Source organism: Anaerobacillus sp. ABD4_527 (assembly GCF_056160805.1).
This window is the reverse complement of sequence record NZ_JBSWXZ010000006.1, coordinates 1-18,016: the sequence shown is the minus strand read 5'-3', so window position 1 is coordinate 18,016 and position 18,016 is coordinate 1. Positions and strand designations below refer to the sequence as shown.

Here is an 18,016-nt window from a genome sequence, read left to right as displayed (position 1 = left end):
TGTTATTCTCCTTCCGGGTTCATCTCACTGTAGTATTGCTTTACGAGAGATTCTAAATGTGTTGGGAGCTGCATCCGATATACGCTTTGCCGGTATCCTTCTTCATAATCACCGTACACTTCTTGGTAAGACCTGACTGAACCAGGAAGGACCGGCGCTTCGTTGGCTTCTTCCATCTCACTGCTACCTTCGCCAAGTTCACCGCTATCTTGTTCGATCGTTCCTTCTCCACCAATTCGATCTGGAACGGTCAATAGCTCTCGATCACCTTGACCTGTTCCACCTGTTGAACCGCCTGTTCCAGAGCTCGAACCGCTTCCACCGCTTCCATTTCCGCTTCCATTTCCTTTTCCTTTGCCTCCACTGCCAGAAGTGCCTGCTCCATCGGCTGATTTAGAATTCCCACTGGCAGCCCCGGTGCTATTGCCGCTAGAACTTCCTTGGCTACTAGATTGTGAGCTAGAGTTGGCAAAAGAAAGCGATTGTACGCCTCCCATACCGGAAGCTTGCATCGATGAATTTAGAGACTTCGCCCCGCTTTGCAAGCTGTTTTGTAATGTTTGAATATCCCCCAACTGGTTGGCACTTGCAACAGCTTCACTCATCGATTTTTCAAGGCTTTCTAATAACTCACGCATCTCTTCATCAGACAATTCTCCTGGCTGAGGTGATTCCGTCATCTGTTCTGCTAACATCTTCAGCGTGTTTTTTTGCTCCTGTGAAAGCTCTTCTTGTTTTAACGCATCCATCGCTTGCTTTAATTGATCTTGATCAAGTTTTTTTAGAGCCTCTGACATGCCTTTTAACCCCTTACTCTTTTCGGAAAGGGTCATCAGTTGTTTCTTCGCTCTTTCAGCTTCTTTCTTCAATTCGTTTAACTCTTTTTCTTTTGCTAAAAGTTTCTGCAACAGTTCCTCAGCTGAATTCGCTTCTTCTAGTTGTTTTGTTAACTCTTTTTTCTCTTCCTGTAGTGAAGAATCTTTATCTGTTGGTAGATTCTGCAACTCTTTTTTTGTTTTCTCTACCAATTCATTTTCTTTTTCGATGAGGAACCCTTGCTCCATCGTGTTATTCGGAAAAAGTACCAAGGCAGAAATCATAAGACCAGTACCTACCAAAGAGCCGATACGCTTTTTGCTTGTTAAAAGTTTCATATCATGAACTTCTGTCATCGTACGACGCATTCTCTGAACAGTATCGTTACGCTGAATACGGATCATCTCATTTGAATCATCTCGTAAGAACGTCAAAGCTGTCTCAACGCGATCTTCACCAACGAACCGGTCAAAAAACTTTGCAGCATCCGTTAAACCAGGCTTCTTCACCAACGCTATAATCAAGATAGCTAGGAAAACGAGTCCAGCACTTATTGCTGAAATATAAAGCAGATACGGAATTGCGATGATACGACCAGTTACAAGAATGAGTATGGCTATTCCAAATGCTATTAATAAACCGTTGATCGCTCTCATCGTTACATACTGAACCTGTAGCTTTCGCTTAAGGACGTTTAGATAGGAGAGAAACGACTCTTTTTCTGTCATGCTTTTTTCCTCTTGTTTACTCTCATATTCGGTCTCAGTTTCGAAATGCTGATCCATAATGACAAGGTGATCAAGAAGACACAGGTGAATAAGTAACTAATCCAAAGAGGAATCGAAATGCCACTTTGTTTCATCAATTCTTTCTGCATACTAGGTTCAAATACAGTCATGAGCACAGCAGCAGGGTTCCCCATCAACATAAGGTATGGAATAGGATTTTGTGTTTGGGTCGGACCACCCATCGAAATGAACTGAATCGATAATACCGCAACAAAAGCCGTAAATGCCGTTAAAAATAGCGCGACGCCGTATGTCGTGATCATCGACACGATTGTTTTTCGAATTAAAGTAGAGAACATCACGCCCAAACTACCGATCGTCAGAATTGTAATCATGTAAAGTCCAAAGGTAGCAAGAATGGTCCCAGGGGCTACCCCTCCAAATAGAAACGTGATGCTGTAGAGCGGGAGAGATGCCACGATGATCAGTAGTAGAAAAGATAAAGAAGACAACAGCTTTCCTACAATGATGCTTCCTGAAGATTGTTTTGTCGTGAGAAGCATGTTTAGCGTTTGTCGCTCACGTTCCCCACTGATCACACCGGCTGTTAGTCCAGGTGTCATAAATAAAATCAGTCCTAGCTGCACCATCGACAGCACCATGAACATAATTCGACTTTCTTCCGGACGGAAATACCCCATCCTCGCGTTCATCGTTGTTAAAAAGATGAACCCGATTCCAATGCTGCCTAGAACGATTAAATAAATGAGTATCCCTAGATAGCTCTTAAAAGACCTGAGCCTCAATTTAAATTCTTTATTCAGGACTGGATTTAAAAGTAACGCCTTCACCTTATTCCACTCCTTTCGTTATTTCCATAAAGATATCCTCAAGATCCGTTTTTTCCTCTGTAAAGCTAAGGATCGGTAGGCTATGTTGTAAAGCCTCTTTCAACAATTGGATTTGATCTTCGTCCGTTCCATTAAACCCAAACTGAAGTTCAGTATCAGCTGTTTTCCGAACATCTACTGCAAGCGGTTGATCTTCGAAGAACTGTTTAGCACGTTCAAACTCATTTTGAACAGTTACGATTAACACTTTGTTTGCTTTTAACTGCTGTTGAATCGCAGCGACTGAACCCGTTGCGACGAGCTGTCCATTTTCAATGACGCCAAGCGCATCACACATTTCAGACAGCTCTGGGAGAATATGCGAAGAAATCAGTATCGTTTTTCCCATTGCTTTAAGTTCTTTCAAAATATCGCGCATTTCTACTCGTGCACGTGGGTCAAGACCTGAAGCAGGCTCGTCTAGAATTAATATTTCAGGATCATGGATAAGGCAACGAGCAAGACAGAGACGTTGCTTCATCCCTCTAGAAAGCGAATCAACGTACGTATCTTTCTTCGAAGATAAGTTCACAAGTTCTAGGAGCTGAGGGATTAAAACCTCCCGCTCTTTTGGAGCGATACCGTAGCTCGCGCCGTAAAAGTCGAGATACTCACCTGCTTTTAATGAATCATATACACCGAAGAAGTCAGGCATATATCCGATGTATTCTCTTATCTTCGACGGGTTTTGCGTCACGTCGATCCCATCAATATATGCTGTGCCACTCGTTGGCGCAAGAAGTGTAGCTAGGATTGAGAACGTGGTAGACTTCCCTGCACCGTTTGGACCAACCACTCCGAATACGGTTCCTTTTTCTATAGTTAAATTCATTTGGTCGAGCGCTGTAAATGATCCATAGCGCTTCGTAAGATTAACAATCTCAATCACTAGTAATCTCCCCCTTTACCGTTATACGAGGAACAAAGAATTGACCCTTCATACCGCTCGGTCTCTCTACTTGAAGAACGATTGCATTATCCATCACGTAATCCTTCACATTGTTTGTTATCTTCTCGCTTTGTTGCTCTAGAACCTTGCCGTCTTGTTTATTCATCAAACGTATTTCAGAATTCCCGTTGAGTTGATCAAATTTTACCGTCAGCTCTTCAAACGTCACATCTTTATTGTTGATTGATTCAGGAAGCTGATAACGAAATTCAAATTTGCCCTGGCCGATATCGATCCAATTCTCCCCATTCGCTAATGGCTCAGTGTAAAACTCAGCGTCTCCTTCAAGCGTATCGATCTCAGGAACAGTTTCACCTAGATCGATGGAAAACTCTCCAGCGTCTGAAGTTTCAACTTCGACCGGCTTTACGATCATGTTTAAACTATTTCTCTTCGGTGATTTATCATTGATCTTTCCATTAAGGATCGAGTCATCCATATATCCGACTATCACTGGAGATGTATTTCTAGAATTGAGCATGCCATTCGATAAATAGAATTCTAGAATCGAAAACTCTTTCCAGTTTTCATTGCTTCCTTGTCCTCCATAAGCATTATGCGCATTTGGAAACACACTTTGTGCAGCATAGGATGATGGAGCAGTCATCAAGGTATTCTCAACGTCATCGACCGTAATCGCCGTTCTAGAGCTCGCTTTAACGTTCCCAAGCTCATAAGTTTTTGTACCACTGATGAGGTATACATGGTTTAAATCGTATTTTAAGTTACTAGTGATCTCACCAGTCAACTGACCATCTACCACTGCTAGATCAGCTTCGAGTTCACCTAGTTGGACTGATGGTACAGTAATCGTTGCAGATCGTGTGGACCAGTACTCTACATCCTGGAATGTGAGCTTCTCTCCATCGACCGTATTTTCTTTCATAGGAAACGTGCTGTAATCAATATCTTCATATACGTGATCTGTTTTTGGTGAAAGAGTTAAGGTTTCTCCCTCAAATGAAAGACTGTAATCCCCGCTTCCGTTTGTTAAAAGTGAAGCACTTCCATACCCTGAAGCCATTCCGGATTCATTAAGCTCGAAAACCAACATTTCATTCACTTGTGTTCCCTTCAGTCGATCTTTTGCTCCTACGAGATAAATACCGATGCTAGTAATCAAAGCGAGGGAAGGAATAATCCACCAACCCCACTCACGTCGATCTTTTTTCTTCAAAATAACGTAGAGAACAGGTACAACTACTATAAGATAGATCGCAAACACCAAAACTAACATTGAAATCGGGATGACAGACCCTGGGAACATCTCTGAGTCATACGTCAGCTGCTGAAGCATGTCATCCGTTGAGTTGTATCCACCCCTGCTAACATCTACAGTGGTTTGGATCAGTTTATCCCACCATTTGCTATTTCCTTCCCAGTCAACGAGTGCTTTTGAGGATGGATTGTATGTAAGCTGAATGACCTGTCCCATTCCAATAGAATCACTAACAACGAGTGGTGTGTTACCTTCCTTAAATTCTACTTTTGCTGAATCTTTCAATTCACCAGTCATCACTTCAAAGTTTGATAGAGACAGTGACTCCTCAGAATTAAGAACCTTGAATTCGTTTAACTGCTCTGATCCTGTTGGAGTAAGGGGTAACATGTCACTCAACGACCCAAGACGCTCCGTCACACCAGAGGAACTGCCGATCACGAGGCTGCCCCCACGTTCAACCCATTCTGCTATCTTCTCCTGTTGGTCATCTGAAAACGCCGCTGCGTTATACTCATTAATGACTATGAGATCAAATACCTCGAGTGCTTCTGCCGAATTGTAAACAGAGTCCATTTGAATGACTTCTGGAGAACTACCATTTATTGTAGTTACCTTAATCGCATTGAACGCATCTTGATCATCACTAAGCACACCGACTACAAGGCGATCGAACGGTAAAAAAGAAGGCGTTAAATCGAGATCTCCTGAAAGCTCCACTTGCTTTCCGTCCTCAAAGCCTCCCTCATAAAAATAAATATGCTGCTTTTTCTTCGTAGGGCTTGCCGAATGCTGGACATGCTCCCCAAACCCTGAAACGGTAAGCTGGTAAGTTTTTTCCTCACCTTCCCCTAGTTCTACTGGGACAACCTGGTTCTGACCAGAGGAATAGCCTTTGCTTGAAGCAATGACCAAATCACCCTTTACACTCTCCCCTTTATTTTTAAGAGTGAGCTCGACAGGAAAGCCTTTTCCAATCTGTGCTTTTCCGTCGATGCCTATGTTTGTTTCTACCTCTATCCCACCTGCTGCACTGGCAAACTGAGGTACCGACATCGCAACTATGAAAAATAGAATAATTGCTAATTGTTTATGTATGTTCCTCACTTTTTCTTCCCCCTTTTTCATCGTCTCTCCATTAATTGAACGATTTATTATGCAAAAAAGTTCCATCTTCTCATAAAGAAAATGGAACAATATCCCTTACCGAACAGAAATCGATAATCTTATCATATCTCTGCATACGATTCCGTTCTCAATTATTTCTTCTTCATATTGTTCAAAATAGCCTTGTTGAATGTCTATGATCCTAAATCCACACTTTTGGTAAAGAGCTAACTGACCTATACTAGAATTTCCTGTCCCAATTTCAACAGTCTCCACTCCCATTAGCTTTGCTTTAGCTAACGCATCCAGTAATAATCTCTTACCTATCCCTTTTCCTCGATAAGATTCTTCTACTGCTATATTCATGATTTCTGCGAAAGATCCTTTATGTAACAAAACATAAGTTCCAACTATCTTCTCACTAATTCTCGCGGTGTAACAAACCCCATGCGTGAGATACTCCTTCACCTTGTCGACTGATGGATCTGCATCGAGAAGAAGATCGAACGGATAGTCTTCCAACTCTCTATCTATTATCATGATCAATCTCCTTTACTTGTTAACGTAAACGTCGTATTGTTCTCTTCAAGCTGTTCAACATAGGGGAAGTGACTGATTTTCAAGTTTATTTCGCTAGCATTTTCAAAGTAGATTCTTTCGATCAATATATTTTGAACTTCTTTTTCAGGGGTCGGATTTAGTGAGCTACCGATAGGCTCTAAGATGTTTCCATCTTGGTCGGATATTTCAATAAGAGGGCCTTGCCTATATTGATAGACCTCAGACTCAGAATCACCTGCGATGTTATATTTTAAATTTTGCATACCTTCTGTCACGTAATTAAACCAAGTATTAAATTGTTTGTCCTCAACACCTTCTAACCCAACCAATATCCCCATCAAATCTTGATGTGGCCCACCGTATGTATCATTTGTAGACAGTCCTTCGAAAAAGATGTTCACTCCATTCTTAGATCCGATCTTTTTCTCGATAGATTGCGATTCTCCTTTATCCATTCTCAACCCTTGAGTGATTATTTCTTTCGGAATTGTAAACGTCATGGGTGTGCCTTCATCCATGAATTCAAGCGCAGTCACTTCAAAGTTTAGTTCATTTGGAAATTCCGTAAACCCTCTCATGTTCACTTCATATTGTCCTTCTCCTAAGCTCCCGACATTCAGTTGGTCTTCAAAAACTTCTCCATTCGGCTTCTTTACTCGTAACGTCATGCCTTGTAATGGACGCTCGGTATTCATGTTAAATGAGAGCTTCGTATTATGAATAAGAAAAGTGAGCGCTTCCCATTCGATCGTTCTTCCATCTTTCAAATTTGTTTTCTCATTTAGTTTAATTCTCTCAAGCTCATCATTTGCATTTGTAGGCAGTGAGAGATCGACCTTCAAAGGCTCCATTGCTTTTTTTTCTTCAAACGATCCGTGAATCGTGTTAGGTCGATCGATTACAATTTGACTAATCTCTTCATGTTCAGTTATTGTTTGAAGCTTTTCAAAATTTTCTTCAGACCCTGTCATTCGTATTGATATGCCTCTATACAGTCGATAGTTATGTACAAAACCTTTTGACAGCCAATTCGTCTCAAGTGTTGTGAGTTCAAAATTATAGCGTTTCCCTTCAGCCATTAGACCGATATCTTCAAACATCAAATACGGTACGTCCAATTGCTTTTTATCCTCTGACCGTAAATCGAAACTATAAATAACCTGCAGTTCACCTTGGTGTAACCATGCTTTTTCAACTTTTAAGGTCCGCTGAACGTCCATTAATAGTTTCTCATGGTCTACATCTTCAAATAATTCGTAGTTTGCAGCGAGTTCTGAGCCAGTTAACTGCTTCGTCAATTCAGCCATCAACGTTTGTTCAGAATTAACTTGCTCGAACTCATCACTAATCGTAAAAGTAGGCTCTTTACTATTGCTCCAATTCATATAGAAGAGAAAGCCAGTAAATATTGCTAAGACAATTAAAAATTTAGGTGCATTCTTCTTAAGAATGATCTTCACTCCTTTTTACAGTTCTTCCATATTTATCATACTATTCTTTCTATTCACAGCAAAGGGCAGCAAAAAAACCGTGCTTACGACACGGTTAAGATGGTTTGTATTTAGATGAAATTCCGATGCTGATCACGAGTGCTACGATTAAACTGATAAGATCTATTGGATTATACAACAGACCGAACGTTATGCTTCCTGTTATCTGCTGACCCTTGCTCCAGATCGGTAGCCATTCTGGCTGGAAAGCTTTGTTCACGATGAAGCCGATGATTAAATTACATATAAAATAAAAACAAAATAAACTAATTGTGAAAATCACATATTTCTTCAAGTATCCCTACTCCTTCTAACGCGTCTTCTCCAATATTGTAACCTGTCTTAATCTGATTTCTCAACTTACCAGGTAGTGACACATTCCAATTCATATCCATACCGTATAACTATGTAGAGGAAAAAAGGAGGGGTGAAATGTACTTCCATCACAGACCACCGTATCTACCACCAAACAGATATGTGCCTTCTGATTATCTTCGACCGATGCCACCTGTTCAAGTAACGCGCTTTCAAGCTTCTGCGGGTACGTGTCTTCACCTTATGGAAGAAGGCAGAAAGTTATTGAACAAAGTGCATGAGGACCATCATTTTGCGCACGAACTAAAAGATGCAGCTCAAAGTAACGACCACACCTATGTTCATTCCCTTATTAGAAGTACTGGGGTTCAGTCTGCTTTGAAAACAACCTATACACCTGATGCGATTCGAATCGACCTTCACACCGGGGACGAAAGTGATTGCAGCGAACTCTCGATCAAGCTTTGCTGGTAATGAAAAAGAGAGCCTGGTTAAAGGCTCTCTCATCATGAACTACTTTACGATTAATACCTGACATGGTGATTGCTGTGTTACTTTCTGACTAACGCTTCCTAGCATCCATTTTTTCACCCCACTCAAACCTCTGCTTCCAATCACGATCAACTCAGCTTCCGTCATAACCGCTAAATCTACTATCTCCTTAGCAGGATCACCTGCTCTTACTTCTGTGTGAACATTTATACCCATATGCCTTAACGTTTCTTTCACTTCTCTTAGCATGGCTTCTCCCTGACTTCGTTCGATGTTCATGCCTTCAGTAGTTTCGTTCACCGGAGAAGGAACGCCAGCATGGCCCTCATTTCCAATGCTACCAGTTCCATAAGGAATTCTCGTTGCAGCCTGAGTCGAAAACTTATTCGAGTCCTTCATCACATGTACAAGCGTGAGGGAGGCATGGTTGAGCTCTGCAAGCTTTACTGCTTGATGCAATGCTTTCTCACTATCTTCAGAACGATCATAGGCAACCAGAATTCTTGAATACATACTATTCACTCTCCTTATGGATTGAAGTAGTAATGATATACCCGGTTCCTCTATAAAATAACGCTGTGGTCGAAAGCGTATTCTTAACGATATATTTGTTACATGATCATAACGTATAAGTAATCAAACTCTTTTCAATCTTCTCATAGCGAATTTAGAAACTGAGGTTCTTATAGTATAATGAACTCTACCAATTGTACGTTTTTTGGAGGGAGAGACTGTGGAAGATAAGCAACACGAACAAGAACTGTTAACGCTTAAAGCGATTGCTGAAACGTTAAACCGTTCGACTGATTTAGAGAAGATGCTTCAGTCTGTGTTAGAAGAATTGCTGAGTGTAACTGGACTAACGTCTGGTTGGATGTTTCTCACTCACGATCGATCGAGCTTCACGTGCGCAGCCGACTCACACTTACCTCAAGCCTTGTCCCTGAACAACAAGCAGTTGATGTGTTCCGGATCATGCTGGTGTTTGAACCGTTATTGGGATGGAAGGCTTAAAGAGGCTGTAAACATCATTGAGTGCAAGCGTCTAGAAGATGCCACGAAGTTAAAACTCGGTAATACTGAGGGACTGACGCATCATGCTACCGTACCTCTTGCTGCAGCAGGTGAAACATTTGGGTTACTTAACGTCGGGTCTCCTGGAAAAGAGCAGTTTTCAGATGAAGAATTAACGTTATTAGAATCTGTTGCATTTCAAATTGGTACCGCTATTAAACGGACGCTTTTGTTTGAAAGTGAACAAAAACGTGGGGAGAATTTCTCCAAACTTGAAACGATTACAAGAGAACTATGGAAACAAGAACGAATCGATCATATCATCGACGTCGTAATAAACCGTACAGGCAAATGCTATGAATGGCCGTTTGTTGGTTTTTTCGTAAAAGAGGGAAACGATTTTTTGTTATCTAAACATCATATAGATGGGAAAAAGTCACTTTTGAAAGAATGTTACGCTAAAGAAGAACTACCTATGATCGATCAAGCTTTTGATGAACAGCAAACTGTGGAGACAACGAGTGAGTTTTTACTATATCCGGAAACAACTTCAACGCTCTCACTACCGGTTTCAGTAAAAGATGAGCATATCGGCGTTCTTTTAGTAGCAAATGAAAAAGACAGCGCTTTTGAAAGTAGTGAAAAGGATGTTACGAAAGCAATCGCAGATCATATGGCTCTAGCGATTGAACATGTGAAACTAAATTACAAGAAACAAGAACTGCTTCTCGCTGAAGAAAGGAACAGGTTAGCAAGGGATCTTCATGATTCTGTTAGTCAGAAGCTTTTCTCCTTGTCGATGACGGCTAGAGGGGCACGCAGCTCACAAGAAGAAGAAAACCCTGTTCTTACAGATGCACTATCAGATATTCAGCAGATGGCTCAGGACGCGATGCGTGAAATGAGAACCCTGATCTGGCAGCTTAGACCCTCTGGGATGGAGGCCGGTCTTATGACTTCGTTAATTTCCTACGCGACAGGGCTTAGCTTAGAGCCTCACTCTGAGACGGAAGGAATCAAAGAGTTACCGAGGTTTATCGAAGAGGCTCTGTGGAGGGTCGGTCAGGAAGCGTTAAACAATGTACACAATCACGCAAACGTGAAAGAAGTTCGAATTAGATTGGAGATACAGGAAAAACAAGTAGCGCTTACGATTAAAGATTCAGGAAAAGGATTTGACCTAACCTCACTTACGTCACTCACGTTAGGCATTCAGGGTATGAAAGAACGAACGGAGCTGCTAGGTGGTTCCTTAAAAATCAATAGTATTCCAAATCAAGGTACGACGGTTAAAGCCGTTCTGCCGATAGTAAAGTAGAAAGGGATCGATATGAAAATAAAACTTCTCCTTGCAGATGATCATTTAATGGTGCGAAAAGGTTTGAGGCTCTTCTTACAAACGCAGAACGACATTGAAATCGTAGGCGAAGCGTCAACAGGAAAGGAAGCAGTAGACTTAGCCGAAAAACTTCATCCAGATGTTATTTTGATGGACCTTATCATGCCTGAGATGGATGGCATTCAAGCCACTAAAAACATAAAAAAACAATTACCGAAAACCAAAATCATCATACTCACGAGTTTTTCAGATCAAGAACACGTTTTACCGGCTATTCGAGCAGGTGCAGAAGGTTATCAACTAAAGGATATCGATCCGGACGAATTGATCTTTACAATCCGTTCTGCTTATAAAGGACACCGTCACCTCCATCCTCAAGCAACGAATCAAATTCTTTCACACATGAATGGGACTTCAGAGGTAGAAGGTGAGCCATCACTCGAAATGCTTACACCGAGAGAGAAAGACGTATTACGTGAAATCACAACCGGAAAAAGCAATAAAGAGATCGCGAAAACGTTATACATTACCGAGAAGACAGTCAAAACGCACGTCAGCAGCATCCTCTCGAAACTAGGATTACACGATCGCACGCAAGCTGCATTACTGGCTACCCGAAAGAACTGGTTTGACTCATACGACTAAAGTCTGAGATATGTATCGGTCCTTCTGTTGATTACGACTTCTCACTATTCTGATAATCTAAAACTATAGAAAAAATAATGAAAGGGGAATACGCATGAATATTCTTGTAATGAATGGCAGCCCACGAGAAAAATCAATGACACGCAACTTATCGAACACGATTATCGACGAACTAGAGGAAAAAGGGATCAACGTCCTCTCCTTTGATGTAAACTTTCATGAACTACCGCTCTTTAAAGGCGATCAAACAGACTTAGAGCATCCAGAGGTACAGCGCCTCTTACAATATGCAACGAAAGCTGATGCTTTCTTTCTTTGCTCACCTGAGTACCATAACGGCATGAGCGGTGCCCTAAAAAACGCGCTTGATTTTCTTGGTGGGAGTCATTTCAAACATAAACCTACTGCGCTTGCTTCCGTAGGTGGTGGTGGTAAAGGTGGCATCAATGCTCTTAACAACATGAGAACAGTGATGCGTGGCTTATACGCACTCGTGCTGCCTGACCAGTTTTGCGCCGATCCGACTTGCTTTGATGAGAAAGGATACATGGCAGACGAACATGCGAAAGAACGATTATTAGTCGTAGTGAACGAACTGATTACCCTCACGAAACAAGTGAGCCAGCCAGTCGAAACACATCAAAACGCATCCAACTAATCTTGGATGCGTTTTTCCTTATTCGATTACGCCTGATTCTGTTATCACGACCTGCATATTAAATTTAATATCGACCTCTGGATAACGGTCCTTCCACTCGTCGTAATCAAACTTCCCTCTTGTAACACTACGGACGGCGTTCCCGAGACCTAGCGGATCGATGCCCTCCTCCTGAAACTTCTTGATCATCTCTCTTCCTTTCGCTTCAACCTCCTCCTCCATATCCTTCTCGATATCGTTTATCACTTTAGCACTCAATTCTTTTCCAGTGTATTCTTTGATTACCCCTAATACTTTTCCATTCAACGTTATCTCGTTCTTCTTAAGCTTCTTCAAGTCGATCTTTCTTTTCGAAGCGATATTGTAAATCGATGCATGATTCCCATCACCAAGGTCAGTTGTGAACGAATCGTTACTGCTGAAATTTTCGTAAAGTATCTTGAATGTAAAAAGATCCTCCGCTGGTAATTCTGCTACCATCTTATCTTGTTTCAACAAAGCAAGCCCCGATATCTTCACTTTCCCTTCCTCCATCTTGATGAGTGGAAGAAATGGGTCATTTCCTTCTGAGAAATAATAGTAGAAAAAGTTATGCAAGTTGGTTTTCGGAAGCATCCCGTAATTACTGTTATGGTCTAGAATACTATGGATGAAATGCCCAGTATCTGCATTTCCGAATTTCGTACTCAACATTTTTTGAATGTCACTATCTGAGATCGCTAAAAATGCGCGCGAACCGATCGATGGATCCCGTTGAAGAGTGTCGGTCAGTTCCATGATTCCATCCTCTTCAGCAATCTTTCTACTATAGATTGCGAGCTGCAACTTCCCACTTACAAACGGTTTAGGAGACTCTGAATTGTATTGGCTTCTTATTTCTTTACTGATCTCTGCTTCCTCAATATATACGCTGTTCTCTATTTTTCCATCGGCCTGAAATTGTGGAGCAACTGCTATTCCTTTTATGTTTCCATCATCACCTTTTTCGTATCCAATAACGGTTACCATCTGGATGTCGTCCACAACTAAATTTTCTACACAGCCGCTCAGTAAAAAGATGCTTACGCAAAACAGAACTCTTAATTTCATTGGCGCTTCCTCACTTTGTATACGACGAATTGTAAGAGAAAAAGAAGAGGTATATAGATAAAAGTCATATAGAATCCAACATTACTTATACTGCTATTCAATACATCAATCTTTCCTCTTTCAGTCAGCATGCCATTCGTAATCAGAATTAAGATTAAAATGGGGATGGTCGCTTTCCTTTGTTTTATGGTCGTCAACCTTCTGATCCCTCTCCCAGCCACCCAGACCGTAATACAGATATTTGGGAGGATCACGAGTGCCCAAGTTGCGATCCCAATGTATTCAAAGCGCTCAACAAAAGGCATCTCTGCAATTTTCCAAGTCGTTAGCAATGCCCATATTGTTTTTTCTAGCTGATTCTCACTAAAGAAAACGATGGTGGCGACCATGACGATAACATAAATGAAAATTGTTAATAAATGACCCCCCTGAGCCCAGCGATGCGATTTAGCAGGGTCTTTAATGAAAGGAAAATACAGTAGGAGCGTGGAGAAGCCTAAGTATGGAAGCGCCCCGCCTTTGGCACCCGCATATAGCTCCGAGATTGAATGATTAAGTATTGGTAGTAAGTCTCTAAAATGGCCGTGATACAAAGGAAATATCATCGTCAATAGAAGATAAAATGGTAGCACAACCCCGAAAAATGAAATTCCAGTAACGACTTTAAATCCGCCAGAAAGACAGTAGTATACAAGAATTAAGAAAACACCACCAAATATCCATTTATTCAAATCTGGAAACATCCAAACCTGAACCACTTCTATGTATGTTCTTAAAACCGTAATGCTCATTGCGATAAAATAAATAACAAGGATCCAGCTGAGGAACCCTCCCAACCACTTTCCTAAAAGACTCCTATGGACTGCAATGATATCGCCATTCTCTTTTAATAGAATTTTGTACATGAGAAAGATGATCAAGTGAAGACTAATTCCTGCAACTAAAACCGATATCCATGCATCGTTCCCAGCTTCTTTTGCAACGATGCGCTGAAAGCCCATTACACCAACGCCTACTTGCATCGTATGAACCAAATAAAACACAAGGAAAGGTGAAATTTTATGTTGTTCTTTTACTTCCATATTTGGCATATAAAATCTCTCCTTTCACTTGCTATTCATGGAATTCGTTCTTATCTTTTTCAAACCTCACCGTAGATTCAGTTTGTAATTGAATCGGCCTCTTCGTTTGAAATCTAAGTGGCAACCTGATCAGTGCATCTTTCAAATCTTTTACTCGAAGTGGATAAATCGGCTCAAGAAATGGCTTACCTAGTGACTTTAATCGGAGTAGATGGACGAGTAAAAAGCAGAAACATAGTACGACTCCTAGTAACCCCCATAGGTGTGCAAACAGAAGAAACGGAAAGCGTATGAGTCGAATCGTATTACCCATTCGGTAAACAGGTGTTGTAAAAGATGCAAGCGCAGCGAGTGCAACGATAATCAATAAGACATTACTCGTTAAACCCGCTTCAACTGAAGCTGTTCCGATTACGATACCACCTACGATACCGATCGTCTGACCAACCTTAGTAGGAAGTCTTGCCCCTGCCTCTCTTAGGAGCTCGATGGATAGTTCTAAGAAAATCGCCTCAAGAATAGGTGGTAGCGGTATTTGCTGCCTCGAGCTTACGAGCGTACTGAGTAAGTCACTCGGAATAAGCTCATAGTGATAGGTCAATGTCGCTACATAAAGCGGTGTTACAAGAATTGAAAACAGCACTGCAAATATCCGAATGAGCCGTGCCGTTGATGCGATAATCCAATTCACAAAATAATCTTCGAACGCAGAGAAAAACTCAATAAATGTAGTAGGTCCTAGCAGTGCTTGTGGGGACCCTTCTGATAAGATGACGATCTTCCCTTCACAAAGCACGGATGCTGCTCGGTCTGGTCGCTCAGTATCAACGAGCTGAGGAAAAGGAGAATTTTGATTGTCTGTAATCAACTGCATAATAACGGAATTATCTACGATTTGATCGACTTGAATACCCTTTAGGCGATCTTTGACAGTCTGTATATTTTCTTGATTTGTAATTCCATCTAAATAAAGGACGGCTACTTTTGTGTGAGTAAGCCTTCCAATCGTTATCTCATATGCTTTTAACTCATGGACAGGTAGTCTTTTACGTATCAAATGAAGGTTTTTATCAAGTGATTCCACAAACGCTTCCTTTGACCCTACTACCGTAAACTCCACTTCAGGTTGTGATACTTTTCTTGAGATATCTGTAGGGGAAGGAATTAGTGCACATTCGTTGGAATTTTCGTTGAATCGAACGATAAGATACCCTATCATGACTTTCTCACATATGTCCGAAAGATCGTCCGTTACGATGATTCCTGAAATAGGAACAGTTTCTTTAACCTCTTTAAGCGATAAAACCTTGTTCTTTATCATTGGCGCTAAGATTTTCTCGCTAAGTTCTTGCTCATTTACTAACGTTTTAAAGTAGTATATAAAAAAAGGCAAACCGGTCTGTTCACTTTTAAAATGGAGAAAGTCCCCGGATGTTTTCAAGTTAGCAATGAGTTGGGGTAAGTTCTTTATTTTATCTGGTTTTTGTCGTTTTCTTAGCCATTGAAACACACGAATCACCCCACAGTCCTACAATACTATCTGTACGTTAGTGTTCTCATGATTCATTTGATTATCCAAACATCCACACAAAAAAAGAAGCACAATTTTGCGCTTCAGCTTGCCTGAAAAACGATATTATTATTGCGTACTCCCTATTTTTAGTCTAGTCGATTGCACGCTTTCCGCGGACGAACGCCTTGTACTCCAAACTAAACATCCCTTCTAGTGTTCGAGTTCTTCACTTCATTAATCAGTTATAAAAAGTTAGCCTTATATTCACATACAAAAAGAAGCCTGCCGAGATTTTCTCGACAGACTTTTATATCCTTTTATTGACCTTGTGCTAATGAGTAAGCAATTTTTCCATTAAAACGGTAGAGGTTCTCAATCTTAATCCAATCAAGCTCTTCGTCTTCAATGCGTGATAGTAGTTTACGTATTTCTGACTGCTCGACTTGCTTTCCTTCTGCCTTTTGGAAACGGCAACGCCAGTGGTCAGATAGGAACGTTTCTGAGAAACCATTTGGGTATACTTTTACTCCGCGGTTTGTCATCATGACGAACTCAAAGGATTCTCCAGCCGCTCTCTCAAGCTTTTCACCAATTTCATCTACAGTGAGTGTGTTGTTGAATAAGAAAACATCTGTACCATCTAATTCACGCTCAACCTCATGTTTTGGACGGTCGAAATCTTTTTCTTTCTGGATTGTTTTCTTGTTATACGAAACGGGTTCAAGCGTAGACGGAGACTGACCAAGACGTTCAACAACAGCCGCAGCAAATTCTTTCGTTCCTACAGCTGCTTTTCCTCTTGCCATGTCACCTGTTAATACGCCGTCTTCAATCGTCTTCAGCCATGCATTATGAATCTTCTGAGCAGCTTCAGGCTGTCCGATATGAACGAGCATCATAATCGCTCCATGAAGAAGGCCAGATGGATTTGCAATTTCTTTCCCAGCAATATCCGGTGCACTTCCATGGATTGCTTCAAACATAGCGATTTCGTCACCGATATTAGCAGAGCCCGCTAAACCAACACTACCAGCAATTTGAGCAGCGATATCGGAAGCAATATCTCCGTAAAGATTTGGTGTTACGATTACATCAAACTCTTCAGGTGTATCTGCAATACGTGCCATACCAATATCTACGATGTAATGACTAGACTCGATATCAGGATATTCCGCGGCGATTTCTTTAAAGACTTGATGAAATAAACCGTCACTTAATTTCATGATGTTATCTTTCACTAAGCAAGTGACCTTTTTTCGATTGTTTTGACGAGCATACTCAAACGCATAACGAACGATACGCTCAGAACCTGGACGAGAAATCAACTTTAGGCTTTGGACCACATCAGGAGTTTGTTGATGTTCGATTCCTGCGTAAAGATCTTCTTCATTTTCACGTACGATGACTAAGTCCATGTCTGGATGTTTATTTTCAATAACCGGACTATATGATACGCATGGGCGAACGTTTGCATACAAACCCATAGCAGTTCGAATCGTAACGTTTAGGCTTTTGTAGCCTCCGCCTTGAGGTGTTGTGATCGGTGCTTTTAGAAATACTTTTGTACGGCGTAATGAATCCCATGCTTCTTGTGGGATTCCAGTGGAGTTTCCTGTAAGATAAACTTTCTCACCTACATCAATATACTCTGGTTCTATTTCTGCCCCAGCTTGTTCTAAAATGTGCATCGTTGCTTCCATAATTTCAGGACCTATCCCGTCCCCTGTCGCAACTGTAATCGGACGCTTTTCTGCCATGGTTCTCTCCCCTTCTCTCTGGTCAGTCTCACAGATTCTATGATAAACCATCATGTTATCGCTTTCCTTCGTTATTATAGAAATCCTGTTGTTTTTTGTCAATTTAGCACGATATAGTGCTAAAACAAAAAAGAACCTCATTGATGAGGTTCAGTTAGTTGATAAATCTAGATATTGTGGTCCCTATAACATAGGAGTTTGAATACCTCTTGCTTTCCTGTGGACGAACGCCCGAGCCTCAAAGCGTACAAAAACCGTCCGCTTCGAGTCTCGAACGCCCGTTGGACCACGGGAGAATTCCTGTCAGAAAAGGAATCCTCTATTGCATACAAAAAAGCCCTCCGTTATGATG

Annotated in this window: 16 protein-coding genes; 4 read left to right on the top strand and 12 right to left on the bottom strand. The window is 41.2% G+C overall.

The annotated features are described in order from the left end of the window. Positions 1-2: 2 nt before the first annotated feature. The 7 genes from ACXAHI_RS19300 to ACXAHI_RS19270 all read right to left on the bottom strand — a co-directional run bounded on the left by ACXAHI_RS19300 (position 3) and on the right by ACXAHI_RS19270 (position 8,055). Positions 3-1,544 (bottom strand): hypothetical protein, encoded by a 1,542-nt coding sequence (locus ACXAHI_RS19300; protein WP_474850637.1) that lies wholly within the window; start codon positions 1,542-1,544, stop codon positions 3-5. Continuing rightward, positions 1,541-2,395, bottom strand: a complete 855-nt coding sequence (locus tag ACXAHI_RS19295; protein WP_474850635.1) for an ABC transporter permease — start codon at positions 2,393-2,395, stop codon at positions 1,541-1,543. Before ACXAHI_RS19295 ends, ACXAHI_RS19300 begins: the two co-directional genes overlap by 4 nt. A 1-nt stretch (position 2,396) precedes the next feature. Then, complete coding sequence (locus ACXAHI_RS19290; RefSeq protein WP_474850632.1) at positions 2,397-3,323, bottom strand: ABC transporter ATP-binding protein; 927 nt, start codon at positions 3,321-3,323, stop codon at positions 2,397-2,399. Continuing rightward, positions 3,316-5,709, bottom strand: a complete 2,394-nt coding sequence (locus ACXAHI_RS19285; RefSeq protein WP_474850630.1) for a DUF7408 domain-containing protein — start codon at positions 5,707-5,709, stop codon at positions 3,316-3,318. The genes ACXAHI_RS19290 and ACXAHI_RS19285 overlap by 8 nt, the downstream gene beginning before the upstream one ends. Before the next feature lie 96 nt (positions 5,710-5,805). Next, entirely contained in the window at positions 5,806-6,249 is a 444-nt protein-coding gene (locus tag ACXAHI_RS19280) for a GNAT family N-acetyltransferase (RefSeq protein ID WP_474850628.1), read from the bottom strand. 2 nt (positions 6,250-6,251) lie between these two features. Beyond that, complete coding sequence (locus tag ACXAHI_RS19275) at positions 6,252-7,730, bottom strand: hypothetical protein (RefSeq protein WP_474850626.1); 1,479 nt, start codon at positions 7,728-7,730, stop codon at positions 6,252-6,254. An 85-nt stretch (positions 7,731-7,815) separates the two neighbouring features. Further along, positions 7,816-8,055 (bottom strand): hypothetical protein, encoded by a 240-nt coding sequence (locus tag ACXAHI_RS19270; protein ID WP_474850624.1) that lies wholly within the window; start codon positions 8,053-8,055, stop codon positions 7,816-7,818. A gap of 137 nt (positions 8,056-8,192) precedes the next feature. On the opposite strand from ACXAHI_RS19270, the gene ACXAHI_RS19265 reads away from it, so the two are divergent. Then, positions 8,193-8,549: a YuzC family spore coat inner layer protein gene (locus ACXAHI_RS19265; protein WP_474850622.1), complete on the top strand. Its 357-nt coding sequence runs from the start codon at positions 8,193-8,195 to the stop codon at positions 8,547-8,549. Positions 8,550-8,588: 39 nt separating this feature from the next. Here the strand turns inward: ACXAHI_RS19265 and ACXAHI_RS19260 are convergent, their stop codons facing one another. Beyond that, positions 8,589-9,080, bottom strand: coding sequence for a universal stress protein (locus ACXAHI_RS19260; protein ID WP_474850620.1), 492 nt, complete (start codon positions 9,078-9,080; stop codon positions 8,589-8,591). 220 nt (positions 9,081-9,300) lie between these two features. Between ACXAHI_RS19260 and ACXAHI_RS19255 the strand changes: the two genes are divergently transcribed. The 3 genes from ACXAHI_RS19255 (at position 9,301) to ACXAHI_RS19245 (ending at position 12,223) form a co-directional block, all read left to right on the top strand. Beyond that, the gene (locus tag ACXAHI_RS19255) at positions 9,301-10,899 is read left to right on the top strand and encodes a GAF domain-containing sensor histidine kinase (RefSeq protein ID WP_474850618.1); all 1,599 of its coding nucleotides are present in this window, start codon (positions 9,301-9,303) and stop codon (positions 10,897-10,899) included. Between the two features lie 12 nt (positions 10,900-10,911). Beyond that, the gene (locus tag ACXAHI_RS19250) at positions 10,912-11,565 is read left to right on the top strand and encodes a response regulator (RefSeq protein WP_474850616.1); all 654 of its coding nucleotides are present in this window, start codon (positions 10,912-10,914) and stop codon (positions 11,563-11,565) included. A 94-nt stretch (positions 11,566-11,659) separates the two neighbouring features. Continuing rightward, complete coding sequence (locus tag ACXAHI_RS19245; RefSeq protein ID WP_474850614.1) at positions 11,660-12,223, top strand: NADPH-dependent FMN reductase; 564 nt, start codon at positions 11,660-11,662, stop codon at positions 12,221-12,223. Between the two features lie 18 nt (positions 12,224-12,241). On the opposite strand, the gene ACXAHI_RS19240 is transcribed toward ACXAHI_RS19245, so the two are convergent. From ACXAHI_RS19240 to ACXAHI_RS19225, 4 genes are all read right to left on the bottom strand, one after another. After that, on the bottom strand, positions 12,242-13,312 hold the full coding sequence (locus tag ACXAHI_RS19240) for a Ger(x)C family spore germination protein (RefSeq protein ID WP_474850611.1): 1,071 nt from the start codon (positions 13,310-13,312) through the stop codon (positions 12,242-12,244). Beyond that, positions 13,309-14,403 carry a GerAB/ArcD/ProY family transporter gene (locus tag ACXAHI_RS19235; protein ID WP_474850609.1) on the bottom strand — a complete coding sequence of 365 codons (1,095 nt, stop codon included), beginning with the start codon at positions 14,401-14,403 and terminating at the stop codon, positions 13,309-13,311. Before ACXAHI_RS19235 ends, ACXAHI_RS19240 begins: the two co-directional genes overlap by 4 nt. A 22-nt stretch (positions 14,404-14,425) precedes the next feature. Beyond that, positions 14,426-15,904, bottom strand: coding sequence for a spore germination protein (locus ACXAHI_RS19230; protein ID WP_474850607.1), 1,479 nt, complete (start codon positions 15,902-15,904; stop codon positions 14,426-14,428). A gap of 320 nt (positions 15,905-16,224) precedes the next feature. Further along, positions 16,225-17,664, bottom strand: coding sequence for an NADP-dependent isocitrate dehydrogenase (locus ACXAHI_RS19225; RefSeq protein WP_474850605.1), 1,440 nt, complete (start codon positions 17,662-17,664; stop codon positions 16,225-16,227). Positions 17,665-18,016: the final 352 nt, after the last annotated feature.

What these genes read in the sequence shown, in the direction of transcription:
- ACXAHI_RS19300 (WP_474850637.1), bottom strand. Translation starts at nt 1,544, where the DNA reads ATGACAGAAAAAGAGTCGTTTCTCTCCTATCTAAACGTCCTTAAGCGA.
- ACXAHI_RS19280 (WP_474850628.1), bottom strand. Translation starts at nt 6,249, where the DNA reads ATGATAATAGATAGAGAGTTGGAAGACTATCCGTTCGATCTTCTTCTC.
- ACXAHI_RS19265 (WP_474850622.1), top strand. Translation starts at nt 8,193, where the DNA reads ATGTACTTCCATCACAGACCACCGTATCTACCACCAAACAGATATGTG.
- ACXAHI_RS19260 (WP_474850620.1), bottom strand. Translation starts at nt 9,080, where the DNA reads ATGTATTCAAGAATTCTGGTTGCCTATGATCGTTCTGAAGATAGTGAG.
- ACXAHI_RS19250 (WP_474850616.1), top strand. Translation starts at nt 10,912, where the DNA reads ATGAAAATAAAACTTCTCCTTGCAGATGATCATTTAATGGTGCGAAAA.
- ACXAHI_RS19245 (WP_474850614.1), top strand. Translation starts at nt 11,660, where the DNA reads ATGAATATTCTTGTAATGAATGGCAGCCCACGAGAAAAATCAATGACA.
- ACXAHI_RS19240 (WP_474850611.1), bottom strand. Translation starts at nt 13,312, where the DNA reads ATGAAATTAAGAGTTCTGTTTTGCGTAAGCATCTTTTTACTGAGCGGC.
- ACXAHI_RS19235 (WP_474850609.1), bottom strand. Translation starts at nt 14,403, where the DNA reads ATGCCAAATATGGAAGTAAAAGAACAACATAAAATTTCACCTTTCCTT.
- ACXAHI_RS19225 (WP_474850605.1), bottom strand. Translation starts at nt 17,664, where the DNA reads ATGGCAGAAAAGCGTCCGATTACAGTTGCGACAGGGGACGGGATAGGT.